26 protein-coding genes and 1 pseudogene are annotated in these 24,867 nt (G+C 61.2%); 13 read left to right on the plus strand and 14 right to left on the minus strand.

What is annotated here, in order from left to right:
• A pseudogene (locus AC1D35_RS29550) lies at positions 1-119 on the minus strand (polyphosphate kinase 2); the annotation flags it as partial.
• A 333-nt stretch (positions 120-452) separates the two neighbouring features.
• On the opposite strand from AC1D35_RS29550, the gene AC1D35_RS29555 reads away from it, so the two are divergent.
• From AC1D35_RS29555 to AC1D35_RS29575, 5 genes are read left to right on the plus strand one after another with little or no spacing between them, the layout of a single operon-like run.
• A complete protein-coding gene (locus AC1D35_RS29555; RefSeq protein ID WP_113311199.1) occupies positions 453-1,628 on the plus strand; it encodes an ABC transporter substrate-binding protein in 1,176 nt (391 codons plus the stop codon).
• Positions 1,629-1,683: 55 nt separating this feature from the next.
• The gene (locus tag AC1D35_RS29560; RefSeq protein ID WP_113311198.1) at positions 1,684-2,544 is read left to right on the plus strand and encodes a branched-chain amino acid ABC transporter permease; all 861 of its coding nucleotides are present in this window, start codon (positions 1,684-1,686) and stop codon (positions 2,542-2,544) included.
• Positions 2,541-3,575, plus strand: a complete 1,035-nt coding sequence (locus tag AC1D35_RS29565) for a branched-chain amino acid ABC transporter permease (protein ID WP_113311197.1) — start codon at positions 2,541-2,543, stop codon at positions 3,573-3,575. The genes AC1D35_RS29560 and AC1D35_RS29565 overlap by 4 nt, the downstream gene beginning before the upstream one ends.
• On the plus strand, positions 3,572-4,318 hold the full coding sequence (locus AC1D35_RS29570) for an ABC transporter ATP-binding protein (protein WP_113311196.1): 747 nt from the start codon (positions 3,572-3,574) through the stop codon (positions 4,316-4,318). Before AC1D35_RS29565 ends, AC1D35_RS29570 begins: the two co-directional genes overlap by 4 nt.
• Complete coding sequence (locus AC1D35_RS29575) at positions 4,318-5,016, plus strand: ABC transporter ATP-binding protein (protein WP_113311195.1); 699 nt, start codon at positions 4,318-4,320, stop codon at positions 5,014-5,016. Before AC1D35_RS29570 ends, AC1D35_RS29575 begins: the two co-directional genes overlap by 1 nt.
• Positions 5,017-5,020: 4 nt before the next feature.
• On the opposite strand, the gene murA is transcribed toward AC1D35_RS29575, so the two are convergent.
• The 3 genes from murA to AC1D35_RS29590 all read right to left on the minus strand — a co-directional run bounded on the left by murA (position 5,021) and on the right by AC1D35_RS29590 (position 8,841).
• Positions 5,021-6,334, minus strand: a complete 1,314-nt coding sequence (gene murA, locus AC1D35_RS29580; protein WP_477941460.1) for a UDP-N-acetylglucosamine 1-carboxyvinyltransferase — start codon at positions 6,332-6,334, stop codon at positions 5,021-5,023.
• Positions 6,335-6,536: 202 nt separating this feature from the next.
• Entirely contained in the window at positions 6,537-7,949 is a 1,413-nt protein-coding gene (gene ligM, locus AC1D35_RS29585; protein WP_113299880.1) for a vanillate/3-O-methylgallate O-demethylase, read from the minus strand.
• A gap of 157 nt (positions 7,950-8,106) precedes the next feature.
• Entirely contained in the window at positions 8,107-8,841 is a 735-nt protein-coding gene (locus AC1D35_RS29590) for a GntR family transcriptional regulator (RefSeq protein ID WP_113311193.1), read from the minus strand.
• Positions 8,842-9,039: 198 nt separating this feature from the next.
• Between AC1D35_RS29590 and AC1D35_RS29595 the strand changes: the two genes are divergently transcribed.
• The 4 genes from AC1D35_RS29595 to AC1D35_RS29610 are packed head-to-tail and all read left to right on the plus strand — an operon-like array spanning position 9,040 to position 11,257.
• Positions 9,040-9,750 carry an alpha/beta fold hydrolase gene (locus AC1D35_RS29595; protein ID WP_113299882.1) on the plus strand — a complete coding sequence of 237 codons (711 nt, stop codon included), beginning with the start codon at positions 9,040-9,042 and terminating at the stop codon, positions 9,748-9,750.
• The gene (locus AC1D35_RS29600; RefSeq protein ID WP_113299883.1) at positions 9,743-10,096 is read left to right on the plus strand and encodes an extradiol ring-cleavage dioxygenase; all 354 of its coding nucleotides are present in this window, start codon (positions 9,743-9,745) and stop codon (positions 10,094-10,096) included. Before AC1D35_RS29595 ends, AC1D35_RS29600 begins: the two co-directional genes overlap by 8 nt.
• Positions 10,089-10,931 carry a class III extradiol dioxygenase family protein gene (locus AC1D35_RS29605; protein WP_113311192.1) on the plus strand — a complete coding sequence of 281 codons (843 nt, stop codon included), beginning with the start codon at positions 10,089-10,091 and terminating at the stop codon, positions 10,929-10,931. Before AC1D35_RS29600 ends, AC1D35_RS29605 begins: the two co-directional genes overlap by 8 nt.
• Positions 10,931-11,257 carry a YciI family protein gene (locus AC1D35_RS29610; RefSeq protein ID WP_113311191.1) on the plus strand — a complete coding sequence of 109 codons (327 nt, stop codon included), beginning with the start codon at positions 10,931-10,933 and terminating at the stop codon, positions 11,255-11,257. The genes AC1D35_RS29605 and AC1D35_RS29610 overlap by 1 nt, the downstream gene beginning before the upstream one ends.
• A gap of 152 nt (positions 11,258-11,409) precedes the next feature.
• On the opposite strand, the gene AC1D35_RS29615 is transcribed toward AC1D35_RS29610, so the two are convergent.
• The 6 genes from AC1D35_RS29615 to AC1D35_RS29640 form a co-directional block, all read right to left on the minus strand.
• Complete coding sequence (locus AC1D35_RS29615) at positions 11,410-12,276, minus strand: NAD(P)-dependent oxidoreductase (protein ID WP_113311190.1); 867 nt, start codon at positions 12,274-12,276, stop codon at positions 11,410-11,412.
• Positions 12,277-12,341: 65 nt separating this feature from the next.
• Complete coding sequence (locus tag AC1D35_RS29620) at positions 12,342-13,400, minus strand: 4-oxalomesaconate tautomerase (RefSeq protein WP_477941464.1); 1,059 nt, start codon at positions 13,398-13,400, stop codon at positions 12,342-12,344.
• Positions 13,393-14,064: a 4-carboxy-4-hydroxy-2-oxoadipate aldolase/oxaloacetate decarboxylase gene (locus tag AC1D35_RS29625; RefSeq protein WP_477941466.1), complete on the minus strand. Its 672-nt coding sequence runs from the start codon at positions 14,062-14,064 to the stop codon at positions 13,393-13,395. The genes AC1D35_RS29620 and AC1D35_RS29625 overlap by 8 nt, the downstream gene beginning before the upstream one ends.
• A complete protein-coding gene (locus AC1D35_RS29630; RefSeq protein WP_113311188.1) occupies positions 14,064-14,792 on the minus strand; it encodes a PIG-L deacetylase family protein in 729 nt (242 codons plus the stop codon). Before AC1D35_RS29630 ends, AC1D35_RS29625 begins: the two co-directional genes overlap by 1 nt.
• 3 nt (positions 14,793-14,795) lie before the next feature.
• On the minus strand, positions 14,796-15,755 hold the full coding sequence (locus AC1D35_RS29635; protein WP_113311187.1) for a VOC family protein: 960 nt from the start codon (positions 15,753-15,755) through the stop codon (positions 14,796-14,798).
• Positions 15,756-15,987: 232 nt separating this feature from the next.
• Positions 15,988-17,457, minus strand: coding sequence for an aldehyde dehydrogenase (locus AC1D35_RS29640; protein ID WP_113311186.1), 1,470 nt, complete (start codon positions 17,455-17,457; stop codon positions 15,988-15,990).
• 355 nt (positions 17,458-17,812) lie between these two features.
• Here AC1D35_RS29640 and AC1D35_RS29645 point away from each other — a divergent pair, with 355 nt between their 5' ends.
• From AC1D35_RS29645 to AC1D35_RS29655, 3 genes are all read left to right on the plus strand, one after another.
• The gene (locus AC1D35_RS29645; protein ID WP_113311185.1) at positions 17,813-18,733 is read left to right on the plus strand and encodes a methylenetetrahydrofolate reductase; all 921 of its coding nucleotides are present in this window, start codon (positions 17,813-17,815) and stop codon (positions 18,731-18,733) included.
• Between the two features lie 32 nt (positions 18,734-18,765).
• Positions 18,766-19,962: a LysR family transcriptional regulator gene (locus AC1D35_RS29650; RefSeq protein ID WP_113311184.1), complete on the plus strand. Its 1,197-nt coding sequence runs from the start codon at positions 18,766-18,768 to the stop codon at positions 19,960-19,962.
• Between the two features lie 107 nt (positions 19,963-20,069).
• A complete protein-coding gene (locus AC1D35_RS29655; RefSeq protein ID WP_113299894.1) occupies positions 20,070-21,041 on the plus strand; it encodes a D-2-hydroxyacid dehydrogenase family protein in 972 nt (323 codons plus the stop codon).
• A 111-nt stretch (positions 21,042-21,152) separates the two neighbouring features.
• On the opposite strand, the gene AC1D35_RS29660 is transcribed toward AC1D35_RS29655, so the two are convergent.
• Genes AC1D35_RS29660 through AC1D35_RS29670 form a run of 3 tightly spaced genes read right to left on the minus strand, consistent with a single transcriptional unit; the run spans position 21,153 to position 23,575 of the window.
• The gene (locus tag AC1D35_RS29660) at positions 21,153-22,079 is read right to left on the minus strand and encodes a dihydrodipicolinate synthase family protein (protein ID WP_113311183.1); all 927 of its coding nucleotides are present in this window, start codon (positions 22,077-22,079) and stop codon (positions 21,153-21,155) included.
• Positions 22,076-22,780: a ribonuclease activity regulator RraA gene (locus AC1D35_RS29665; protein ID WP_477941470.1), complete on the minus strand. Its 705-nt coding sequence runs from the start codon at positions 22,778-22,780 to the stop codon at positions 22,076-22,078. The genes AC1D35_RS29660 and AC1D35_RS29665 overlap by 4 nt, the downstream gene beginning before the upstream one ends.
• A gap of 9 nt (positions 22,781-22,789) precedes the next feature.
• The gene (locus AC1D35_RS29670; protein WP_162748607.1) at positions 22,790-23,575 is read right to left on the minus strand and encodes an SDR family oxidoreductase; all 786 of its coding nucleotides are present in this window, start codon (positions 23,573-23,575) and stop codon (positions 22,790-22,792) included.
• 93 nt (positions 23,576-23,668) lie between these two features.
• On the opposite strand from AC1D35_RS29670, the gene AC1D35_RS29675 reads away from it, so the two are divergent.
• On the plus strand, positions 23,669-24,544 hold the full coding sequence (locus tag AC1D35_RS29675) for a LysR family transcriptional regulator (RefSeq protein ID WP_477941472.1): 876 nt from the start codon (positions 23,669-23,671) through the stop codon (positions 24,542-24,544).
• 120 nt (positions 24,545-24,664) lie between these two features.
• Here the strand turns inward: AC1D35_RS29675 and AC1D35_RS29680 are convergent.
• On the minus strand, positions 24,665-24,867 hold a 203-nt coding region (locus tag AC1D35_RS29680), incomplete at its 5' end, for a transposase (RefSeq protein ID WP_477941474.1).

Consider the following 24,867-nt stretch of genomic DNA (forward strand, 5'->3'; position numbering starts at 1 on the left):
GACATGCCCTCGGCGACCAGCTCGTCGAGCCGGTCCTCCTCCAACTGCAGTTCCAGCTCTTCGTCGAAGCTGTCTGCAATTTCGTTCTTGATACGGTCGAGCTCAGTGTTTTCGATCATGGCACGCTCCCTGTTCAATTTGCTCGATAAAGCACGTTCTCGCCATAGCTATATGACAGAGTTGCGACGATCGAAAATTTGCTTTGGCAAAACGCAAAATTACAGACCGGGAACCCCGGCTTGTACAGCCTTTTATGGCCGTTTCGGCGGTGGCAATCGACTGGTTCTACAGATGGCCGCGGCTTGTGCCATGTCAAGTTTTATGTATACATTGGACTTGCTGAGCAATTTTCGCGACGGCGGCGTTTTCTTCGGAGGAGCGAAGGAAAACGCGCAGGTCGCGGGCATATCTCCGGGAGAGAGATATGGTGCGCAACATTGGGAGGAGTATACATGGTTTCGTTTTCGAGAAGACTATTCGTTGCCGGCGCTGCGCTCGCGACGCTTGCCGGAGCACCTGCATTTGCACAGGAAACGGTGAAGATCGGCGTGATCCTGCCTATGACAGGCCCTTTCGCCTCAACCGGACGCCAGGTCGAGGCGGGCGCTCGCGCATACATGGCAATCAATGGCGATACGGTTGCAGGCAAGAAGATCGAGCTTGTCCTGCGTGACGACGCCGGCACGGCCGACCAGACCCGCCGCATCGCCCAGGAACTCGTCGTCAATGACGGCGTCAAGATGCTGGTCGGCTTCGGTCTGACGCCACTTGCCATGGGTGTCGCCCCAGTTCTCAATCAGGCAAAGGTCCCGGCGATCATCACCTCGGCCACGACTTCGGCGATCATGAAGCAGTCGCCCTATTTCGTGCGTACCTCGATGGGCGGTCCGCAATCGGCCGTTCCGGTCGCCACCTGGGCCGTCCAGAACAACCTGAAACGGGTCGTCACGCTGGTGACTGACTACGGCCCGGGTATCGACATCGAGAAGGGCTTTACCGACCAGTTCAAGAAGGAGGGCGGCACGGTTGTAGAAGCGCTTCGTGTTCCCCTGCAGAACCCCGATTTTGCACCCTTCCTTCAGCGCGTGCGCGATGCCAAGCCGGATGCCCTCTTCGTCTTCGTGCCCTCGGGCGTCGGCGCGATCTTCATGAAACAGTTCATCGACCGGGGTCTTGCGGATGCCGGCATCAAGCTGATCGCCACCGGCGACGTCACCGATGACGACCTCCTGAACGGCATGGGACCGGCCGCCAAGGGTGTCATCACCGGCCACTTCTATTCGACCGACCACGACAGTCCGGAAAACAAGGCCTTCGTTGCCGAAGTCCGTAAGGCCAACAAAAATATGCGCCCGAACTTCATGTCGGTCGGCGGTTATGACGCCATGCATGTCGCCTATGCCGCGCTCGAAAAGACCGGCGGCGATACCGATGGCACCAAGCTCGTCGAAGCCATGAAGGGCATGGAGTTCGTCAGCCCCCGTGGTCCGATCACTATCGATCCGGCAACTCGCGACATCGTGCAGGACATCTACATGCGCGAGGTCAAGGAGAAGAATGGCGAGCTCTACAATGTCGAGTTCGCGACTTACCCGAAGATCCACGATCCGAATACGGCTGCCAAGTAAGCCCCGAGGAACAGGCGGCGGAAGCAATTCCGCCGCCTGGATGCAGTGAGGTCTCATGCTGACAATCCTGTTCGACGGCATTGCCTATGGCATGCTTCTCTTTGTTCTAGCCTGCGGATTGTCGGTCACGCTGGGCCTGATGAATTTCGTCAATCTGGCGCATGGCGCCTTCGCCATGGCAGGCGGCTACGTCACCGTCATCATGATGAATAGCTACGGCATCTCCTTCTACTGGTGCCTGCCGGCTGCCTTCATCGTCACGGCGCTTGCCGGCGTTGTGTTGGAACGGCTGCTCTACCGCCGCCTCTATTCGGCTTCGCATCTCGATCAGGTTCTGTTTTCGATCGGCCTTGTCTTCATGGCGATCGCGGCAATCGATTACTTCATGGGTGGCCAGCAGCAGCTCATCAATCTGCCGCCCGAACTCAGCGGCCGCTTCGGCTTCCTCGGCATGGATATCGGCCGTTACCGGCTCTTCATCATCGTCATCTGCGCAGCCTTGACGGTAGCACTTCAGTTAGCTCTCACCCGCACCCGCTTCGGCAGCCAGCTTCGCGCCGCCGTCGATGACGGACGCGTGGCGCGCGGCTTGGGCATCAACGTGTCGGTCATCTTCGCACTGACCTTCGCGCTGGGTTCCGGCCTTGCCGGCCTTGGCGGCGCACTCGGCACCGAGCTACTCGGCCTCGACCCGAACTTTCCGCTGAAATACCTCATCTATTTCATGATCGTCGTCACCGTCGGCGGCACGTCGTCTATAACAGGCCCCTTCATTGCTGCGCTGCTGCTCGGCATCGCCGATGTCGCCGGCAAATATTACGTGCCGCAACTCGGCGCCTTCATCATCTATGCCGTCATGATCCTTGTGCTGATCCTCCGGCCCCATGGCCTCTTCTCCCGGGAGGGCGGCCGATGAGCGGCGAACGCAACAACGCCTCCACGGAGGCCATGGGGCTCCTGAAGCGCGCCGGCCGCTGGCAAATCTGGGAATTCGCGCTGTGGCTGGTGGCCATCGCCGCGATCTTTGTCCTGCCCTCGCAGATGCTGATCCTGACGGAGATCGCCATCCTGGCGCTTTTTGCCATCTCGCTGGATCTCATCCTCGGTTATGCCGGCATCGTCTCGCTCGGCCATACCGCCTTCTTCGGCCTCGGCGCTTACGCAGCTGGTCTCTTTGCCGTCCATGTCTCCGGCGAGCCGATTATCGGTCTGCTGGTCGCTGGCCTCATCAGCGGCATCTTCGGCTTTCTGACGAGCTTCCTCGTGCTGCGCGGTTCTGATCTCACCCGGCTCATGACCACCTTCGGTGTCGCCATGCTGCTCGCCGAACTCATCAATCAGGCCGCTTGGCTTACCGGCGGCGCCGATGGCCTCAGCGGCGTCATCATCAATCCAATCCTCGGTTATTTCGAATTCGATCTTTGGGGCCGCACCGGCTACATCTACTGCCTGATTGTGCTGATGGTCCTGACCTATGGCGCCCGGCGCATCGTCAATTCGCCTTTCGGCCTGTCGCTGAAGGCGATCAAGCGCAACGAGCGCCGCGCCTCCATGCTCGGCATCTCGCCCACCCGCCGCATCGTCGCAATCTACACGATATCCGCCGCCTATGCCGGCATAGCGGGCGCGCTACTGACCCAGACAACCAGCTTCGTCTCGCCTGACGTTCTCGCCTTCCACAGGTCAGCCGAAGTGCTGCTGGTGCTGGTTATCGGCGGCGTCGGCTATCTCTATGGAGGCGTGTTCGGCGCTGTCATCTTCTCGATCCTGCGCAACTGGCTGTCGGTCATCACGCCGCAATACTGGATGTTCTGGATCGGCCTCGTGCTTATCATCATCGTCCTAGTCGGCCGCGAGCGCCTGACGCGCTGGCAGACCCTGCTACCAGGCTCGACGCGCAAGCGCGAAGCCAGCATGCAGCAAGCCGTCGCGGAGGAAAGTAAATGACGCTCGCCCTCGAGACACGCCACCTCGTCAAGCGCTTCGGCGGCTTCATCGCCACCAATGACGTCTCGCTGCAGATCCGCCAGGGCGCGCGCCATGCGCTGATCGGCCCGAACGGCGCCGGCAAGACCACGATCATCAACCTGCTAACCGGCGTACTGACACCGAACAGCGGCGAGATCCTGCTCGCTGGCGAAGATATCACCAGCGTCTCCTCCTATCGCCGCGTCGGCAAGGGTCTTGCGCGCACTTTCCAGATCAACCAGCTCTTCGGCGATTTCACGCCGCTGGATTCCGTCATGCTGGCGATCAGCGAACGCAAGGGGCATGGCCGCTTCGCCTGGCGGCCGCTCTCGGCCGACCGCGAAGTCGCCGATGAAGCCGCCGCACTGCTGGAGCGCTTTCGTTTGGTCGATGTCATGTGCACGCCGACGACACTCCTGCCCTATGGCAAGCAGCGCCTGCTGGAGATCGCCCTTGCGATTGCCATGCAGCCGAAGGTGCTGCTACTCGATGAGCCCGCCGCCGGCGTTCCCGAAGAGGAGCGGCACGAGGTTCTCGGCATCGTCCGCGAGCTGCCGGCCAATGTCACCGTCGTGCTGATCGAACATGATATGGACCTCGTCTTCTCGTTCGCAGACCGTATTTCGGTACTCGCCGCCGGCGCACTCTTCGCCGAGGGAACCGTCGCCGAGATCTCGAAAGACCCGCAGGTGAAAGCCATCTATCTCGGGGAGGATGCCTGATGGTCGAACTGCTTCGTATCGAACGTCTCGTCGCCGGTTATGGGGAGGCCCATGTGCTTGCCAAGGTCGATGTCTCGCTGGAGGAAGGCCGTTCGCTGGCATTGCTCGGCCGCAACGGCGCCGGCAAGACGACCCTGCTCAACACCATTATCGGCGTCACCACCCACCACGCCGGCTCCATCCACCTGCAGCAGCGCGACATCACGCGGCTCAGGGCGGAAAAGCGCGCGCCGCTCGGCATCGGCTGGGTGCCGCAGGAGCGCAATATCTTCCGTTCGCTGACGGTGGAGGAAAACCTGACGGCAAGCGCCCGCCCCGGCACGTGGAATGTCACCCGCGTCTACCAGATGTTCCCGCGCCTGCAGGAACGCCGCCGCAACCTCGGCAATCAACTGTCCGGCGGCGAGCAGCAGATGCTCGCCATCGCCCGCGCGCTGATGCTCAATCCGAAGATCCTGCTGCTCGACGAGCCCCTGGAAGGCCTCGCCCCTATCATCGTCGACGAGCTTCTGGCTGCACTTCGCCGTATCGTCACCGGTGAGGGCATGTCGGCGATCATTGTCGAGCAGAAGGCGCGCAAGGTGCTGCCGCTGACGGATGAGGTCATCGTGCTCGAACGCGGCGCGGTGATCTATCGCGATACATCGGAAGCGCTTCTTGCCTCACCCGAAACTCTCGACGCACACTTAAGCGTCTGAGATTTCAGGTTTCCCGAGGCGGTACACGGGTGATGCGCGCGCCGAGTGCGTTCAGCCGCTCCTCGATCCGCTCATAGCCGCGTTCAATCTGCTGGGCATTATTGATGACGCTGGTTCCCTCAGCGCACATGGCAGCAATCAGCATCGCCATGCCGGCACGGATATCCGGGCTCTCGACCTGCGCTGCACGCAGCTTGGAGGGGCCGGCCACGATCGCGCGATGCGGATCGCAGAGCACGATGCGTGCGCCCATGGTAATCAGCTTGTCGACGAAGAACATTCGGCTTTCGAACATCTTCTCGAACATCAGCACCACACCATCGCATTGCGAGGCGGTGACGATGGCAATCGACATCGTATCAGCCGGGAAGGCCGGCCATGGCTGGTCCTCGATCTTCGGAATGTGCCCACCGAAATCCGGCTGGATCTTCATCTCCTGCCCCGCCGGCACCACGAGATCGTCGCCCTCGATGCGGCATCGGATGCCGAGACGCTCAAAAGTCATCAATGTCGAACGTAAATGCTCAACGCCCGCCCGACGGATGGTGATTTCCGAACCGGTGACGGCAGCGAGGCCGATCACCGAACCGATCTCGTTGTGATCGGGGCCGATACGGTGCGACGCGCCGCCAAGCGGCTGGCCACCGTGAATGGTCATCGTATTGGTGCCGATGCCCTCGATCTTCGCGCCCATGGCGATGAGGAAATGGGCGAGATCCTGGACATGCGGCTCTGATGCGCAATTGCGCAGGATTGTCTTGCCTTCGGCAGAAACTGCTGCGCAGAGCGCATTCTCGGTCGCAGTGACGGAGGGTTCGTCGAGGAATACGTCAGCGCCGCGCAGATGCTCTGCACGGAAACTATAGGAGCCGTTGACGCTGATCTTGGCGCCGAGCTGCTCAAGCGCCAGGAAGTGTGTGTCGACGCGGCGGCGGCCAATGACATCGCCGCCGGGTGGCGGTAGCGTGATCTCGCCGCAGCGGGCCAGCATCGGCCCGGCAAGCAGGATGGATGCCCGAATGCGGGCGCAGAGGCCAGGATCGAGATCGGCCGGCTTGAGGTCGCTCGCCTCGATCTCGAGCTCATTGCGTCCCAACCAGCGCGCTTTGGCGCCAACCGACTGGATCAGCTCGACGAGCGCTTCGACATCGCGGATACGCGGCACGTTGGTCAGATGCACAAGCTTGTCGGTCAGCAGCGAGGCGGCAATGATCGGTAGCGCGGCATTCTTGTTGCCGCTCGGCTGGATCTCGCCGGCAAGGCGGTGCCCGCCCTCGACGATGTATTGAATTCGCTCATGCGGCTGGGCCTGTGCCACTGCTGTCATCCTTGTTCGATTCGATTTTTCACGGACATTATCTGCGTTGTCATTGTGACATCGAAGTGATCGCCCGTTCCAAGCTGCGGCTGTTCTTAACGCTGCCTTGCATCGAGGGCTAGGTGCAAGATGACAGGAAGAATCCATAAAAAACGGCGCCCTCCCGGGCGCCGTCGTTAACACCGTGGATGGGTGTCGGATTTCAGCCCTTCTTGCTACGCCAGCTGTCAGCGTAATTCTCGCGGGCTTCGCTGGCATAGGGCGTGGGCGAGACGCGCACGCGGATTTCGGCCTGCTTGTGCGGCTCGACCGAGGTCTTGCCGGAGCCGCCGTCAGGCTCGCCCCAGACGAGGGTCAGCACGTCGCCGATCTCGACATCCGCATCGACGATGCCGAGCGAAAGCATGCAGCGTTCGTTGTAGCTATAACCATTGAACATCGACATGCCGACCATCTTGCCGTCGCGCATGATCTTGTCGGCGCTGGTCGAGGCATAGTTCGGCTGCGGGAAGTCGATCCACTTGAAGTGATCCTCACCCGGACGGAAGGCCGAGGCGATGACGTTGACCACGTCTTCGGCATTCCACTCGAAGGTTACCTTCTTGCGGCTCGTCTGGCCCTTCATCTTCTCGAGCGCGGACTTACCGACGAAGTCATCCTTCTTCCAGCCAATGTAGAAATCGTAGCCGAGTTCGAACGGCGTGACGTAGTAGTCCTCGATATTGCTGGAAACGAAGCTGCCGCCAATCGCACCCGTCGCCTCATAACTGTCGGCGCCCAGCCAGTCGCGATAGGCCGCCAGCATGCCGTCACCCGTATAGATGCCCGGCAGCGGCGACGGGATCCAGCCGGATTCCAGCGTGTTGGTGGAATAAGCGCGGCTGCCGCAACGAACGAGATCGACGCCCGCCGCCTTCGCCGATTCCAGGATGACAGAGTGGATATAGGCCTTGTCCTCATAGGGCCCCCAGATTTCCAGACCCGGCGCACCGGACATTCCGTGGCGCAGCGCATTCACCGTCTTCGAGCCGACCTTGATCTTGTCTACATGGAAGAACTTGACCTCGGGGATAGGGCCTCCGTTCATCTTCTCGAAGATCTTTGGGGCATCCGGCCCCTGGATCTGGTAGCGGTAATGGGTGCGCAGCACGCGTTCGCCTTCCGGGCGTGAGGGCGAACGCGGATCATATTTCAGGCGCACATTCCACTTGCCGTAGGCGGCGCAGAACATCAGCCAGTTGGAGGTCGGCGAACGACCGACGAGGATGAATTTGTCTTCGCGCTCGCGGAAGATGATCTGGTCGCCGATGACATGACCGGCAGGCGTGACCGGCACGAAATGCTTGGCGCGGTTCGTATCGAAATTCGAGAAGGAGTTGACACCGTGATAGGCGAGGAACTTCTCCGCATCCGGTCCTTCGACGGTCAACTCGTCCATATGGTGTGACTGGTCGAAGAGGACAGCGGAGTTACGCCACGCGGCCTGCTCCGAGCGCCAGTTGGAAAACTCGGCTGCCACGACCGGGTATACATACATGCCGACTTTGGAATTGCGCAGCAGCTCCACCGTATTGCCGGCCGACTTCAAAACTTCCGATAAGCTTGATCTCGCCACCTGATGTCCTCCCATTGGTATGCGATAATGTATACATGAAATGCCCAAAGCGATCAGATTGCAAGCCTATTTTCTATCCGCCTCACTGTATTCCAGAAGCCGGAAACGCAAAAGGGCGACTCAAAAGCCGCCCTCCCAAATGCCGATTTGCCGGAAATTACCGGTGAATCAGTGCAAGTCCCCTGATCTGCTCGATCAGATCAGGGTCTTCCGCCAGAATGTATTCAAGATTGCGCCGCGCCGTGCGGGCATGCTCCCTGGCGATCGCGTCCGCGCGGCTGCCTTCGCGCGCTTCGATCGCGCTCACGAGTTCCCTGTGCTGCTCCTGCGCGGAGCGGAGCGAACGACGGAAGGCGGCAATATCCGCCTTGTCGGGCAGGAAGGCGGACGGTGAAGCAAAGGGCAGCGAACTCGCCCGCTCTACCTCACGCCGAATGATCTCGCTGCCGGCAAGTGCTGCAAGCTGGTGGTGGAACTTCTCGTTCAGGTCAGAGTAAGCGTCGAAATCGACATCGTCGAGGCGCTCTCCGAAACAGGCATCAAGCTTGATAACCGTCTGCTTGATCTCATCGAGCGCTTCGGGCGCAGCACCGCGCTCTGCAGCAAGCCGGGCCGCCATGCCTTCCATGACGCCGCGCACCTCGATGGAATCGACCACGTCGGCAAAGCCGAAACGACGAACCACGAAGCCGCCGTTCGGAAGGCGATCCAGAAGCCCCTCCTCCGTCAGCCGCGACATCGCCTCACGCACCGGTGTGCGGGAAATATCCAGCGCCTCGGCCAACGGCACTTCGAACAGCCGCGTACCGCCCTGTAGCTCGCCGCTCAGAATCTTTTCCCGCAATTCGATAACGGCGCGACGGCCATGCGTTGCGGCTTCACTTTGCTTCATCGGCGCCTCCAATCCCGGCTAAATGTATATAACAGCGCGAACGCATACAAAACCCCACCCCGAACCATCTCTGTATCACAGTTTTGTATGCACGAGAAAATTCTCGTCCGGCGGAATTGGCCATTGGTGCAGGTATATGCGCCGATCACTTGACATAATGTATACATTTATGATGTCTGGTTTGCGGGAGGAAAACTGATGGCAACGCTCGCGCTCATTCCAGGGCTGGTGTCCGACAGCATTGTTTGGGCACCGCTGGCCGATGCTGTCGCGCACCGCATGTCCGTGCACGCGGCAGACGTGTCCCGCACCTCCTCGATACCTGACATGGCGGAAAGCATTCTCGCCGCCACAGAAGGCGATTTGATCGCGGTCGGCCATTCCATGGGCGGCCGCGTCGCCATGGAAATGGCCCGCATCGCACCGGATCGTGTCCGCGGGCTGGTGCTCGCCAATACCGGCCATCACCCGAAACGTGAAGGCGAGGAAATCAGGCGCCAGCAGATGATCGATCTCGGCCATCGCAGCATGCAGGAGCTGGCAGACGAATGGTTGCCGCCCATGGTCGACCCTGCCCGGCTAACAGATGCGGAAGTGATCGCCAGCCTGCGCGCTATGGCTCTGCGGGCCGGCCCCGATATGCATGAGCGGCAGATCCGCGCGCTGATCAACAGGCCGAACGCTACCGCCTATATGGCCGAACTCGGCTGCCCCATCCTGCTCGTTGCCGCGCGCCACGATAGCTGGAGCCCGATCGTCCAGCATCAGGAAATCGCCGATGCCGCACCCGATACTGAACTCGTCATCATCGAAGACGCCGGCCACTTCGCCCCCGTGGAGCGGCCTGCCGAAGTCACTGATGTAATCATCGGCTGGCTGACACGTCGATTTGGAGGATTTGATGCCTGAGAAGACAGCGACCATTCCTGACACACCACTCTTCGACCGAGCCGGCTCGATCCGCGGCTACCGGCTCAACAAGATGGCAATGGCACTAGGCCAAGCGGTCAACCGCGACGCCTTCAAGGCCGACGAGGATGTCTACCTCGCCCGCTTCGGCCTGAACGATGAGGAGAAGTCCGCCGTCAAAAGCCGCGACTGGCACGAGATGGTGCGCCTCGGCGGCAACCTGTTCTTCATCCTGAAGATTGCCGCTGTCGACCCGACGCCGATCACTCAGATTGGCGCGGCACAGGCCGGCATGTCGCATGAGGATTTTCTCTACGAAAGACTGGGGAAGAAGAGACATGGCTAAAATCATCGGCGGCTTAGGAACGAGCCACGTCCCCTCGATCGGCGCAGCACTCGACAAGGGCCTGCGTGACACGCCGGACTGGAAGCCTTTCTTCGACGGCTACGAAGTCGGTAAGCAGTGGATGCGCGAGGCGCGGCCCGATATCGCCGTCGTCATCTTCAACGATCACGGCAATACCTTCTTCCTCGACCGCGTGCCGACCTTCGCCGTCGGTGTCGCAGAAACCTATCACCCAGTCGATGAAGGCTGGGGACCGCGGCCTATTCCAGCCTTCGAAGGTGCCGTCGATTTCTCCTGGCACTTCGTAGACAAGCTGGTCGAGCGCCACTTCGATCCGCTGGTCTGCCGCGAGATCGAGGTCGATCACGGACTGCAGGTGCCGATGGAACTCTTCTTCGGCCGGCCGGAGCGCTGGCCGGTCAAGGTTCTGCCGATCTGGGTCAACACGATCCAGTATCCAATACCCACACCGCAGCGCTGCTGGGAGATGGGCAAGGTGCTGCGCGAGGCGATCGAAAGCTGGCCGGGCGACGAACGCGTCGTCATCCTCGGCACCGGCGGCCTGTCGCATCAGCTTCAAGGCGCCCGCGCCGGCTTCATCAACCAGACGGCCGATCGCGCCTGGCTGGACGGCATTGCTGCCAATCCGGAACCTTATCGCGCCATGAGCCGCGAGGATTATGTCGAGCAGTTCGGTTCTGAAGGCGCAGAGCTCATCATGTGGCTGGTCATGCGTGCCGCCATGAATGAGCAGGTAAACCTCATCCACAAGCACTATCATGCCCCGGCCTCCATGACTGGTGCCGGTATGGTCGTTCTGGAAAACGCCGCCTGATGCCCGCCTTCTTCCTCATGCGCTGCTTGCACCATTCCGGGCAGGATAGCGCCCGCGACCTGCACCGCCCGGCCCATCGCGCCTGGGTGCAATCTGGTGGTGAAGGCCTTGCTAAGGTGCTGATCGGCTCTGCCCTGCTCGATGATGGCGGGACCTCGATCGGTAATTTCGGCATATTGGAAACGGCTGGTATCGCCGAAGCAACAGCCTTTGCACAGGGCGACCCTTTCAACAGGGCAGGCATTGTGGCAAAGATCGAACTCACGCCATTGCCTGCGACATTCCAGGCCGGACGCATCAGTGATCCGATGACACCGAGGACATAGAGTTTTAGTTCCGCCACGAGCGGGAGGGGTGCCCCGGAGAGGGGCAGATGAGGGGGCTGGCAAAACAAGAGAGGGAACGATCGGACCGAGAGGGACGGTCGCTTGTGAGCTATGGCCCCCTCATCCGGCCCTACAGTCCCGACCTCGGGTGCTCATCCTTTCTGAGGCCTCAACCGCAATTCCAGCACACGTCCGACAGTTTCTTCCAGCCCGTCAGTCGGGCCGAGGCCGCAAGCACCCGTGCGCTCCTGCACCTCGGCAATCTCCATCGCCAATCCGCCGCGAAGCCCAAGCGCATAGAGCGTCGCAGCACTTTCGCGCATCTCCGCCGCTCGCCGCCGCCCGTGCCGCGTCGTGCGCTCCATCTGGTATTCGGCAAATTGCGGCCAGCTGAGACCAGGAAAAGACCCTGAAAGCGACGAAAGGATCTCTTCGTAGCAACCGGATGCCTTTGCTGCGAGCAAGGCCTCGACGGTAATCGCCTCCAGCCCTTTCACAAATAGCGAACGCACCATCTTGATCGCTGTCGCAGCACCGGCTGCCGGCCCCGCAATCTCTGCCGAAAAGCCGAAACCCAGAAGCTCAGGCAACAGCCGCTCAGCCGGAGCACCGGCGAGCAGTACGGGCGTCTGGTGCTTGCGCGGGTGAACCGGCGCCATGACCGCCATGTCGAGATAATCGCCGCCCGCCGCCTCTACAGCGAGAGCTGTCTCCCGCTTTCGGCCGGGAGACACGGAATTGATATCGATCACCACCTGCCCCTGACGCAGATACGGCAGCAATGGTTCGACCGCAAGCAGGCTCTGGTCGGCAGTCACGGCGCTGAACACCCAGTCCGCGTCCGAGAGCCCCGCAATGGTCTCGGAAATATCGGCACCGCGGGTCCGCATCGCTTCGCGCACGGCCTCACCATCAGAGGCAAGCAGGATATCATAGGCAATGAAGCTCAGGCCCGGCCGGCTCAACCCCTCGTGAAAAGCCCTCGCCGCTTCGCCGTAACCTAGAAACCCGATCCTCATCTCAGCCTCCTGTTTGCGGATACGCCGGCTTGTCCTTGTTGATCAGCAACAAAGTGCTGCAGCATTCACGCAAAGACATATCCGTCGAAAAGCTTACGGGCGGTCCGCAGCACCGCAGCATCGGTCACGACACCGTCCCTGACGGTCGCGATCACACTCATCTCCCCGGTCGGATGCTCGACCGAGAGCAGCTTCTCGTTGCCGTCAGGCACGACAGCCAGTTTCGCCGCAGCCCCTTCCTGCAGCAGGCAGGCCGTCGCCACGCTGACGGCGCCGAGCACACCGATCGCATCATGGCAGCGATGCGGAATGAAGGTCCGCGTCGAGATCGCGCCACCAGCTCTGGCCGGCGAAACCATGGTCATCTTCGGCACCGATTTCTTCGCGACATCACCGAGATTCATCATCGGTCCGGCCTTCAGCCGGATCGCCTCCAGTTTCGCTTTGAGTTCTCCATTGGATTCGAGCGCGTCAGGCGTCTCCGTTCCCTCGATGCCGAGATCGCTCGCCAGCATGACGACGCAGGGCATGCCATTGTCGATAAGCGTGCATTCGATACCCTCGATGATATCGACGGCATGGCCGGTCGGCAGCAGGGCTCCACAGCTTGAACCTGCCGTATCGGCAAAGGTGACCGGCACCGCCGCCGCTGTGCCCGGCACACCGTCGATGCGGGCCTCCCCCGCGTAGGTCACCCGCCGATCCGGCGTGGCAATCTTCGCGGTGGCGATCTGCCCGGTATTTTCCATGAAGATACGCACTTCCGTCTGCCCGTCCTCGGCCTCGATCAGGCCGCGCTCGATGGCGAAGGGCCCGACACCGGCAAGGATGTTTCCGCAGTTCTGCGCATCGGTGACAATGGGCTCATCAACAAAGACCTGCAGGAAGAGATAGTCGATATCGACGCTGGGCCGCTCGGACCGCTTGACGACGGCGATCTTCGAGGTCAGCGGATCGCCGCCGCCCATGCCGTCGATCTGTCGCGGATCGGGCGAGCCCATCACGCGCAGCAGAAATCCGTCGCGATCCTCGGGCAGATCCTCAGCCAGGAAATAACCGCCCTTGGAGGTGCCGCCGCGCATCCACATGCAGCGAACGCCGTCTTGCGCGGCGGCCCTAGACATATTTCAGCCCCTTCTCCGCCAGCCGTTCGCGCATCTTGTAGATATCAAGCCCGAGCTCACCTGCGGCAAGCCGCCGGCGCTTCTCCTCTTCCGCCGCGACCCGCTGCTCGGCCTTGCCGGCAACGTCAGCAGCCTCCTCCTGCCGCACGACGCAGACGCCATCATCGTCGGCAACGATCACGTCACCTGGATTGACCAGTGCACCGGCGCAGACGACGGGAATATTGACCGAGCCTAGCGTCTCCTTGACCGTCCCCTGTGCAGAGATCGCCTTCGACCAAACGGGAAAGTTCATCGTCTTGAGATCGGCAACATCGCGTACGCCGGCATCGATCACCAGCCCACGGCAGCCACGTGCCATGGCAGACGTCGCCAGAAGATCGCCGAAATAACCGTCTTCGCAAGGACTGGTTGGCGCAAGCAGCAGGATATCACCCGCTCTGATCTGCTCGATAGCCACATGGAGCATCCAGTTGTCGCCCGGAGGGGCGGAAATAGTCACCGTGCTCGCCGCAATCCTCGCGCCCGGATAGATCGGTCGCATGTAACTTGCGAGCAGGCCCTTGCGGCCCTGCGCCTCATGCACGGTCGCTACTCCGCAGGCGGCGAGACGATCGATGACAGACTGCTCCGCTCTCCGGATGTTCTGAACGACGACGCCCATCAGAGTTCATCCACCGTTCGCGGGAACACCGACTGGAAGCCCTCAGCATGCGTTGCCTTGCGCCCACCCGACTGCCCGCCGGAATTCCGCATGAAGTGATTGCCGCGGTTCTCGGCGACATTCTTGTAATAGTGCCAGAGATGCTCCTGCCCCTCCATGCACTGGATCGCCGCCCATTTCTTCTCCCATACCGGTGAAATATCGAGGAAGACGTCGGGCTTCCATTCCATCTGCTCGGTCTGATGCGGCTCGAAGAGATAGAGCTGCGGCGCGCCTAGGACCTTCTCGCCGGGATTATGCCCCCAGGCCTGCGCGATCATGCGCGCCTCGAGCGCCACCTGCGTCGCATACATGTGGTCGGTATTGTAGGGATCCCATTTGGAGTGGCTGAGCATGAACTCCGGCTGCACGGCGCGGATCACATCGACCAGCCGGAACTTTGCCTCCTGATCGACGACCAGCGGATAGTCGCCGAGATCGAAGAACTGGATGTCGTGTACGCCAAGCGCCTTGGCGGCATTTTCTGCTTCGATACGCCGCCCTGCCTTCACCTTTTCCAGGGTCATCCCGGCATTCTTCCAGAGCTTGGCGCTCTCGCCACGCTCGCCGTAGGAGAGGCACACGACCGTCACCTCGTAGCCCTTTTCCTGATGCAGCGCGATCGCACCGGCGCAGCGCCAGACGAAATCCGCCGAATGCGCGCTGATGACCAAGGCCGTTTTTGCCATGAACTAGTCCTTCCTTGCCACGGGGGGCGTGCCATGCGTGTGAAATGTCTCGATCGTTTTCAGGCCCCAGGCCTGGCCTTTCTTGCGCTCCGTCTCCGTCCAGGTCACGGTCGGCCAATCGGGCCTGAGGATCAGCCGAGCACCGGCATTGGCGAGTTCGACACGGTTTCCCGCCGGCTCCCAGACGTAGAGGAAGAAGGTGCCCTGGATCGCATGCTTGTGCGGTCCGGTTTCGATATGGACGCCATTCTCCAGAAAGATATCGGCCGCGCGCAGAATGTCCTCGCGCTGGTCGACGGCATAGGTCACGTGATGGAAGCGGCCCTTCGCACCGGTATGATCCTCGGAATAGGCGATGTCATAGGTCTTGTTGTTGACCGTGAACCAGCAGCCTCCAAGCCGGCCATTGTCGAGCTGGATTTGCTCCGTCACCCGGCTGCCAAACGCTTTCGTCATGAAGTCGCGGATTGCCCTGATATCGCTTGCGAGCAGGTTCAGGTGGTCGAGCCGGCGCGGACTGGCGCCGCGCCCGTGATAGCGCTGGGCGATATTCTTCAGCGCTGGACGCTCACCTTCGGGCGCCTCATAGACATGCGTGTCGTAATAGAACTCGAAAATATGACCGTCCGGATCGGTGAAGCGATAGGCGCGGCCATGTCCCGCATCGCCGTCCACCCAGCCGAGGCCACAGCCCATCTCCTCGATCACCTTCACCCGCCGCTCCAAGGCTTCTGGAGACGAAGTGCGGTAGCCGACATGGCCGACGCCGGTCGTGTGATGGCGAACCAGCTTCAGCGTATGGAATTCATAATCGTCGAAGGCGCGCAGATAGGCGACGCCATCTTCGATCAGGCTGGGTGTGAGCCCATAGACCCGCGTGAAGAAGTCCAGACTCTCCTCGAAACGATCGCTGTAGAGTTCCACATGCCCGAGATGGGCGACGTCAAAGCAGGGCTCGGTCATGCTGCAACATCCCGGGCGATAGCCTCACCGGCTTTCGAAAATCTCATGATGATCCTCCTGGCAGGCGTACTCCTCCACGTCCGCCTGCCATTGAACATACTAGGAAGGTTGGCAGCAGCAGGCAATTTCGTTCTGCTGACGGGTCATAAGCTGAGGTTACAGACCGGCTCGGAACCAAGCTGAACACACGGCCTCCAGAGCCCCTGTCCGGCGGCCGTCACGCCGCCAATAACTAGGCGAAGTGGATGGTCTTCAGCTCGATATAATTGTCGAGACCTTCGATGCCGCCCTCGCGCCCTTGCCCGGATTCCTTGACACCGCCGAAAGGCATGGTCGGATCGACGATATTGCCGTTGATCGTCAGACCACCGGATCGGATCCGCCGCGCGACGCGATAGGCGCGTTCCGGATCGGCGCTGTAGATCGCACCGTTGAGACCATAGGCACTATCATTTGCCTTGCGGATCGCATCCTCCTCATCGCTATAGGTGATGACGGAAACGACCGGTCCGAAAATTTCTTCCTGCGCGATCTTCATGTCTGGCGTCACATCCGTAAAGACGGTCGGCTCGACATAAAAGCCCTTCTCCAACCCCGCCGGCCGTCCACCGCCACAGGCAAGTGTCGCGCCGCCCTTGATGCCGGCATCGATATAGGTTTTCACACGCTCGAGCTGACGACCCATGGCAAGCGGTCCCATATGCACAGTGGGGTCGGAAGGGTCTCCGACCTTGATATTGGAGACGGCGCCGAGGAAAAGATCGAGGAATTCCTGCTTGCGGGTCTCCGGCACGAGGATGCGCGTCAGCGAAAAGCAGACCTGGCCGGTGATCGGCATGGTGTAGATCATCAGGCTTGGCAGCGCTTGCTTGAAATCCGCATCGTCGAGAAGAAGCGCTGCGGACTTGCCGCCAAGTTCCAGGCTGACGCGAGCGAGACGCTCGGCGCAGGCCGCGGCGATGTGTTTGCCCGCTGCGGTCGAGCCGGTGAAGGCGACCTTGTCGATGCCCTTGTGGCGGATCAGATAATCACCCGCTTTGCGCCCTGCCGGAACGAGATTGAAAACACCTTTCGGCAGGCCCGCCGCCTCGATGCATTCGGCAAGGATATAGGCTTCCAGCGGCGTTTCCGGCGAAGGCTTGGAAACGAAGGTGCAGCCTGCCGCAAGACCGGCTGCGATCTTGTAGCTCAGGAGCACCATCGGTGCATTCCAGGGAGTGACCGCTGCGCAAACGCCCACAGGCTCCCTGACGACCCGCACCTTGCCGCCATCTGCGCGCGTACGCTCGTCGACGAAACTGTAGGAATTGCCATCGATCAGATCGGCATAATAATTGAAGAGCGTCGCATTCTGCGGCACCAGCTTCTTCGTCAGCATGATCGGCGCGCCGACCTGCAGAGTCCAGGCTTCGGCGATATCATCAAGTCGCTCAGAAATATTTGCGGCGATCTTGCGCAGATACTCGGCGCGCTCCCGCGGTGAAAGCCGCGGCCACGGGCCGTTGTCAAAGGCGTCACGGGCAGCGGCCACGGCCGCATCCATATCCTCGATCGAGGCCTCCGGATATTGCATTATCAGCTCTTCGGTGACCGGCGAAATTACATCGAGCATCCGGTCCGAAAGCGGGCTCACCCATTCGCCGCCGATGAAGAATTTCTCCGGCGCACGCAACACAGACTTTGGCGCGGTCATGACATTCATTGCTGCTCCTCCTCAGATATGGTGACGGTTTGCTAGGCTTAACAGATCCGGCAATTTCAGGTGCCTCGGCACCGGATGCCGGGCAAAACCCGGCCGATGTCATGTCATTGCCGCAGTGCCGGTTCCCTCCACGAAACCTGCACCTCCTCCGGGAAAGCAGAGTGCCAGAGGAGACTTTAGCGCGCAAGTTGCTTTCGAGCGGAAAGCCATTCTTCTCGATAAAAATGCATACTATAAAATCGGAAAATTTGCAGATTTTTGCATTTTTCACACGAAATTGACTCATCTTGATTGAAATAGATATATCGATGTATACATTTCGAAGGCATGAAGGAGTACCGAAGGGAGCGCTGGAATGGCTTTGTTGAATTTCACCGGCAAGTCGAGGGAACGCACTTCGGAGCCGGAATTCGCAGACATGATCGAGGCTTGGTCGATCGAGGTGATGCCGCGCACGGCCGCCAAGATCGATGACTTTCGCGCCCTCCTGCCGACCGGGACCCGCGTCTATATCGCTCACCTCGACGGCACCCCGATCGAGGATATGGTAGCGACGGCAAGGCGGCTAAACGGACAGGGATTTCCGGTCATGCCGCATCTCCCGGCCCGCAGTATTCCTGATATCAGCACATTGGCGGACTGGCTGGAACGCTATCGCGGCGAAGCCGATGTCCGTCAGGCTCTCCTGCTCGGCGGCGGCAGGGCCGCGCCTGCAGGCGATTTTCACAGTTCCATGCAGTTGATCGAGACCGGGCTTTTCGACCACCACGGCTACACGCATCTGCATTTTGCCGGTCATCCGGAAGGCAGCCGTGATGTCGATCCGGACGGATCAACCGCCCTGGCCGATCGGGCACTGCGCTGGAAGCAGGATCTCGCCTCGCGAACCGATGCGAAGCTTGCCATAGCCACCCAGTTCGCCTTCGACCCGCAGCCCATCATCGACTGGGCGGAGCGCATCCAGGCAGCCGGCGTCACCATGCCCATCCATGTCGGCATTGCCGGCCCTGCCAAATTGCAGACGCTGATCAAATACGCCATTTCCTGCGGCATCGGCCCCTCGATGAAGGTACTGCAGAAACGCGCCATGGACATGAGCAAGCTGCTCTTACCCTATGAGCCAACCGACCTCGTCGCGGCCTTTGCCGATTACAAGGCAAGAAAGCCGGAAAGCCTCATCAGTCAGCTGCACATCTTCCCGCTCGGCGGCATCCAGGTGGCCACCAATTGGATGAACAAACACCGTTCCTTCGCAACACCTGTCGCGCTACCCTGAGATGGTCCGGCTGCGGGCCTTCAGGGAGAACCATGCCGACGCCCACCCTTCCGAATATCAGACATATCAGGCTGTTCATTGCCTGCGCCGAAACCGGTTCGCTGACATCGGCCGCGGCCATGCTCGGCATCACCCAACCCGCCGCATCCCAGGCCTTGCGGCGATTGGAACAGCTTCTGGACGTCGCCCTCGTCGAACGCGACGGCATGGCATTGACAGTGGAAGGCAAGATCGCCTTGCAGCGGTTCCGCCGCCTCTGCGATCTCATCCGTCAGGCCTGTACTCAGGTCGCAAAAGCAGCGATCGGCATCGTCGAAACCCGTCTGGCATGGCCCCACCTGCGCGCCATCACGGGTTTTGCCGAACATGGCAGCTTCAGTGCAGTGGCCCGCATGCTGGATCAATCCGAACCGGCCGTGCAGCGCGCCGCCCGCGAGGCCGAAGCCGTTATGGGCATTCCCCTCTTTGAAAACTCCGGCCGCAATGTCCGGCTGACGGCCGCAGGACTCTCCGCAGCCCGTTGGTTCAGTCTGACGCTCGCAGAATTCGACAGTCTGCGCGACGAACTCCTGGAGGCCCGCAACCACTATGCCGGCCGAATTTCCATCGGCACTCTGCCGCTGACCCGCACCTTCCTTGTGCCCGATGTGATCGCCCTTCTCGCCAATCGCCATCCGCTCGCACGCTTCGAAATCGTGGAGGGCAGCTATGAGGTACTGATCGACGATCTCGAGCGCGGGCGCATCGATATTCTCGTCGGCGCGCTGCGCAGGAGCCTTGTTTCGAAAACCTTGCATCAGGAACCGCTGTTCGATTTCGAACTCAGCATCGTCGGACGCGCCGACCATCCGCTGAAGCAACGTCGAGAAATCACCCCGGACGATCTCTCGGACTATCCCTGGGTCGTTGCCCGCCGCGATACGCCGTCGCGCGAGACGTTCAACACCATGGCCGCGACCTTTCCGGCGGACAAACCAGCCCGCCAGAGCGTGGAGACCGGCTCGCTCAACGCGATCAGGGGCGTGCTCCTGAGGTCCGATCACCTTGCCCTGCTCTCCCGTCATCAGATCCGCTATGAGCTGGAAGCAGGTTTCCTCGCAGCGATGGATTATCCGCTCCCGGGTTCCCGCCGCCCCGTCGGCATCACCCTGCGCCGCCACTGGCTGCCGACCGCCCTTCAGGCGGAATTTCTGGGTTTGCTGCGGGAACATTCGGCAGGACTGAACTAGCCGTTCTGTCTCACGATTGCGCGAGCAGCCACCATCGCCTCGGAATATGCGATAATGGTTCTTTCGCCGGGGGCGGCAAACATCGATACTTCCATGGAGTTCTTCCAATGCCTTTACGCTGCGCCATTCTCGATGATTACCAGCACGTGGCGCTGTCCATGGCCGACTGGAGTGGCATCGAGGCGAAAATCGCCATCGATCGTTTCGACGACCATATCGCCGACACGGATGCGCTCATCGCCCGGCTGGCGGATTACGACATTATCATCGCCATGCGGGAACGCACAGTCTTCGACGCCGAACGCCTCGGACGGCTGCCGAAGCTGAAACTGCTGATCACGACCGGCATGGCCAATGCCTCGATCGACATGACTGCTGCTGCCCGCCTCGGCATCACGGTTGCCGGCACGCGCGGTTTCGTCGGCTCGGCCGCCGAACTCACCTGGGCGCTGCTGATGGCGATGGTTCGCCATATCCCCTCGGAAGTCGCCAATTTCCGCGCAGCGCAAGATCCGTGGCAGATCTCCGTCGGACGCGACCTTCGGGGACTGACGCTCGGCGTCGTCGGCCTTGGCAAGCTCGGCCAGCAGGTCGCTACCTATGGCCGCGCCTTCGGCATGAACGTCATCGGCTGGTCGCGCTCCAATACGCCGGAGAAGAGCGCCGAACTCGGGATCGGCTATGCCGCTTCGGTCGAAGAGCTGCTGCCTGCCGCCGATATCGTCACGCTGCATCTCACCCTGAATGCGGAAACCAAAGGCATTATCGGCAAGCGCGAACTCGGCCGCCTGAAGCGTGACGCCATTCTTCTCAACACCTCCCGTGGACCGCTCGTCGATGAGCAGGCGCTGATCGAGGCTCTGGAAAGTGGCCACCTCGGCGGCGCCGGCCTTGACGTGTTCGATCAAGAACCTCTGCCCGCAAACCATGCCTTTCGGCGGCTCGCCAATGTCGTGGCAACCCCGCATCTTGGCTACGTGACGGAGGAAACCTATCGCATCTTCTACCGCGATGCCCTCGAGGATATTGCCGCCTGGATCGACGGAAAACCGGTCCGGGTTCTTAATGCTCCGAGGTAGAGCAGGAACGACTGCTTACACATCGCCTCGCAGGCGAGCGCCGCCGTCGAGCCGGCGACGGCACTTTTTGAACTCGGAGGCTCCCCGCTTTGCCGCAGAGAGCCATGTTGGTCAGACGGGTGCACGCGGATCATGCCGCGCAAGACGCCGCAGCAGATAGTCGACCTCGGCGCGCGCCGTGGCGCTGAGCGCGCCTCCGGGCTTGCGCTGCGCATCCGAGGTGATGACGCCTCGACGCATGAGAACATGCTTGCGGACGGCAAGACCGATGCCGAGCTGCTGCTCATAACGGATCAGCGGCAGATGCGCGTCAAAGAGATCATGTGCCTCGTCACGCTTGCCGGCGGCAAAGAGGCCGACCAGTTCGGCCAGCATGTCCGGGAAGCCATAGCCGGTCATGGCGCCGTCTGCGCCGCGCTCCGGCTCGAAATCAAGGAACATACCGCCATTGCCGCAGAGGATCGAGAAGGGACGAAGCTCGCCGGCCTTCTGCATGGCGCGCAGCTTCGAGATCTTCTCCAATCCTGGCCAGTCCTCGTGCTTGAGCATAAGACATGAAGGGTGATCGGAGATGATCTTGGCAATGACGCCGGCCGACATGACGACCGTCAGCGTCAGCGGATAATCCTGCAGCACCCAAGGAACGTCTGTGCCGACGGCTTCGACGGCCTGCGCGAAATACTGGACGATCTGCTCGTCGGTGCGAAGCGCCGGCGTCGGAGCAATCATCACGCCGGCAGCCCCCATATCCATCGCATCGCGAGCAAGCGAACGCATCGCCGCAAGGCCGGGTGCGGAGACACCGACAATGACCGGCACTCTGGAACGGCCGACCACCTGGCGAATGATTGCCCGCGATTCCGCAGGCTCCAGCTTGGGTGCCTCGCCCATGATGCCGAGGATCGTCATGCCGGTGACGCCACTATCCTGATAGAAGTCGGTCAGCCGATCGATCGACGGCGCATCGATTGTGCCGTCCGGCAGGAACGGCGTGGTTGCGATCGCATAGACGCCTTTTGCGTCAATTCCGAAGCTCATTGTGCATCCTTCCACGCCTGATAGCGCGCCTTTGTTTCCGCATTCATGGGATAGAGACCGGGAAGCGRCACGCCCCGGTCGATTTCGGTCATGATCCAGCCTTCCATGCGCTCCTGCTCCGGCGCTTCGGCAAGCACCGCATCCAGCAGGGCCGCCGGGATGAGCACTGCGCCATCCTTGTCGGCAACGACGATATCGCCGGGGAAAACCGCAACGCCGCCGCAGGCGATCGGCTGCTGCCAGCCGACGAATGTCAGCCCGGCGACGGAAGGCGGAGCCRCCATGCCGTCGCACCACACAGGCAGGCCGCTTCCGAGCACGCCTTCCAGATCGCGCACCACACCATCGCTGACCAGGGCCGCGACCTTGCGCTTCATCATCCGGGCACAGAGGATATCGCCGAAGATGCCGGCATCCTGCACGCCCATGGCATCGACCACGGCGATGCATCCTTCCGGCATATCCTCGATCGCCGCCCGCGTGGAGATCGGCGAAGCCCAGCTTTCGGGCGTTGCCAGATCCTCACGCGCCGGTACGAAACGCAGCGTGAAGGCTGGGCCGACCACCCGCTCCTGGCCCGGCCTCAGCGGCTTTGTGCCGCGCATCCAGACATTCCTGAGCCCCTTTTTAAGAAGCACGGTTGTCAGAGTCGCCGTGGAAACGCCCTTCAGGGTTTCGATAACCACTGAATCGAGAGACATGGATGCACCTCATATGCTCTGGATGAGGCCGCCGTCGATACGGATGACGGAGCCGGTAATATAGGATGCGCGCGGGCTGGCGAGAAAAGCAACCGTGTCTCCATATTCCTCCGGACGGCCGTAACGCCCGACGGGAATGGCGGCTGTGCTCTCCGCCGTCACCTCTTCCACCGGCCGGTTTTCGCGCTTCGCCTTCTGCTCGTCGAGGAAAGTAATGCGGCCGGTCGCGATGCGCCCCGGCAGCACGATATTGGCGGTAATCCCATCGCGGCCGATCTCGCGTGCAAGTGTCTTCGACCAGCCGACCAGCGCCAGGCGAAGGCTGTTGGAAATGCCGAGATTGGCGATCGGCGCCACGACGCCTGACGACGTGGAGGTGATGATCCGACCCCAGCCGCGTTCTTTCATGCCGGGCAACACGGCGTCCGTCACGGCAATCACCGAACGCACCATCATGTCGAAATATTTCGACCAGGTCTCCGCCGACTGACCGGAGGCCAGTGTCGGCGGTGGCCCACCCGTATTGTTGACGAGAATATCGACGGGTCCGAAAGTCTCCGCAATCACAGCCAGCCTCGCCTCGATGACGGAGAGATCGGCGATGTTCCAGCTGATCGCCAGCGCCTTTCCTCCCGCAGACACAATACCCTCCGCCGTCTTTGCAGCGGCGGCGTCATCGATATCGGCTACGGCGACGCGAACGCCCTCCGAAACCAGCGAGCGGGCAATTGCACCACCCAGTCCACCACCCGCGCCGAACACCAGCGCGGTCTTTCCGTCCAATCGCATATCCAAGGCAGATACTCCGGTTTCGCCGGCATTATGGCGATCGCGACAAGAAGAAAAATCTCGCTTTCCCTGGTTTCAGAAGATAGAAAATCTATTCTTATGGAAACGCGCTTTCTCGACACATTCCTGCTCGTTGCCGAGCTTGGATCACTGGCCGAAGCCTCCCGCCGCCTCGGCATTACGCCTGCCGCGGTCGCCCAGCGCATGCAGGCGTTGGAAGACGATGTCGGTGTGCCGTTGTTGACCCGTGTCGGACGCCGCGTCCGCCCGACCGACACCGGCCACGCCATCATCGAAAAGAGCCGTACGATCCTTGCCGAGGTCCGCGATCTGCGCAGCCTCGCCAATGCCGACCTGCCCTCCGGGGAGCTTCGCCTTGGTGCCATCACCACTGCGCTGACCGGGCTGCTGCCAGCGGCTCTCCATGAGGTCTTCGCCAGCATGCCGCATGTCGAGGTCTTTCTGCTACCCGGACCCTCCACTGATCTCTATCAGCGGCTGATGGACAGGGATATCGACGCGGCGATCCTCGTAAAGCCACCTTTTTCGATACCGAAAACATTGGAATGGGAGCTTCTGCGGGCTGAACGTCTGGTTCTTGTGGCCCCCGCCGATTGCCGGGGCGAGAACCCGCACCAACTCCTGAAGACACGGCCCTTCATCCGCTACGACCGAAACAACTGGGGCGGACGTCTTGCCGACGAATATCTTCAGAAACAAGGCTTGAAACCCGCCGAGYGTCTGGAACTCGATTCCCTCGAAGCGATCTCGGTCATGGTCGCCAATGGGCTTGGCATCTCGCTCGTGCCGGACTGGGCAAGACCCTGGCCCGAAGGCCTCAACATCGCCGTCCTCGAACTGCCCGTCCCCTTCCCACCGCGAGAGGTCGGGATGCTTTGGCCACGCAGTTCCCCGTCGCGCCGGCTGACCCGCATCGTACTCGATGCGCTCAAACGCTCGCAGACCGCTATCTAGCGCTAAGCGTCCCGCGCAAAAGTATGCAGCGGTTTTGCGATCACGCCATGCGAAAATAAAAGCCTAAAGCGCGGCAAGCGAACCTGAAAGATCGCGACGCGCTTTAGGCTCCAGACTCAATCAGGCCCACCAAATGACGATGGCGGCGATGTAGCAAGTTGCCGCGAAGTTGAGCATGAGCTTGTCATATCGAGTTGCGACACGCCTCCAGTCCTTGAGGCGACAGAAAGCACGTTCGATGATATTTCTCCGGCGGTAGGCGACGGGGTCGAACGGTTTGATCTGCTTTCGGGTTGGATTGTTGGGAATGACAGGCTCGGTGC

The organism is Rhizobium sp. P1_E6 (assembly GCF_056405875.1).

Coding starts and splice junctions, on each gene's coding strand:
- AC1D35_RS29615 (WP_113311190.1), bottom strand. CDS start 12,276: ATGAGGATCGGGTTTCTAGGTTACGGCGAAGCGGCGAGGGCTTTTCAC.
- AC1D35_RS29660 (WP_113311183.1), bottom strand. CDS start 22,079: ATGAGCTTCGGAATTGACGCAAAAGGCGTCTATGCGATCGCAACCACG.
- AC1D35_RS29600 (WP_113299883.1), top strand. CDS start 9,743: ATGCCTGAGAAGACAGCGACCATTCCTGACACACCACTCTTCGACCGA.
- AC1D35_RS29595 (WP_113299882.1), top strand. CDS start 9,040: ATGGCAACGCTCGCGCTCATTCCAGGGCTGGTGTCCGACAGCATTGTT.
- AC1D35_RS29570 (WP_113311196.1), top strand. CDS start 3,572: ATGACGCTCGCCCTCGAGACACGCCACCTCGTCAAGCGCTTCGGCGGC.
- AC1D35_RS29560 (WP_113311198.1), top strand. CDS start 1,684: ATGCTGACAATCCTGTTCGACGGCATTGCCTATGGCATGCTTCTCTTT.
- AC1D35_RS29625 (WP_477941466.1), bottom strand. CDS start 14,064: ATGGGCGTCGTCGTTCAGAACATCCGGAGAGCGGAGCAGTCTGTCATC.
- AC1D35_RS29610 (WP_113311191.1), top strand. CDS start 10,931: ATGCCCGCCTTCTTCCTCATGCGCTGCTTGCACCATTCCGGGCAGGAT.
- AC1D35_RS29650 (WP_113311184.1), top strand. CDS start 18,766: ATGCCGACGCCCACCCTTCCGAATATCAGACATATCAGGCTGTTCATT.
- AC1D35_RS29655 (WP_113299894.1), top strand. CDS start 20,070: ATGCCTTTACGCTGCGCCATTCTCGATGATTACCAGCACGTGGCGCTG.
- AC1D35_RS29645 (WP_113311185.1), top strand. CDS start 17,813: ATGGCTTTGTTGAATTTCACCGGCAAGTCGAGGGAACGCACTTCGGAG.
- AC1D35_RS29630 (WP_113311188.1), bottom strand. CDS start 14,792: ATGGCAAAAACGGCCTTGGTCATCAGCGCGCATTCGGCGGATTTCGTC.
- AC1D35_RS29555 (WP_113311199.1), top strand. CDS start 453: ATGGTTTCGTTTTCGAGAAGACTATTCGTTGCCGGCGCTGCGCTCGCG.
- AC1D35_RS29640 (WP_113311186.1), bottom strand. CDS start 17,457: ATGAATGTCATGACCGCGCCAAAGTCTGTGTTGCGTGCGCCGGAGAAA.
- AC1D35_RS29605 (WP_113311192.1), top strand. CDS start 10,089: ATGGCTAAAATCATCGGCGGCTTAGGAACGAGCCACGTCCCCTCGATC.
- AC1D35_RS29620 (WP_477941464.1), bottom strand. CDS start 13,400: ATGTCTAGGGCCGCCGCGCAAGACGGCGTTCGCTGCATGTGGATGCGC.
- AC1D35_RS29575 (WP_113311195.1), top strand. CDS start 4,318: ATGGTCGAACTGCTTCGTATCGAACGTCTCGTCGCCGGTTATGGGGAG.
- AC1D35_RS29590 (WP_113311193.1), bottom strand. CDS start 8,841: ATGAAGCAAAGTGAAGCCGCAACGCATGGCCGTCGCGCCGTTATCGAA.
- AC1D35_RS29565 (WP_113311197.1), top strand. CDS start 2,541: ATGAGCGGCGAACGCAACAACGCCTCCACGGAGGCCATGGGGCTCCTG.
- AC1D35_RS29635 (WP_113311187.1), bottom strand. CDS start 15,755: ATGACCGAGCCCTGCTTTGACGTCGCCCATCTCGGGCATGTGGAACTC.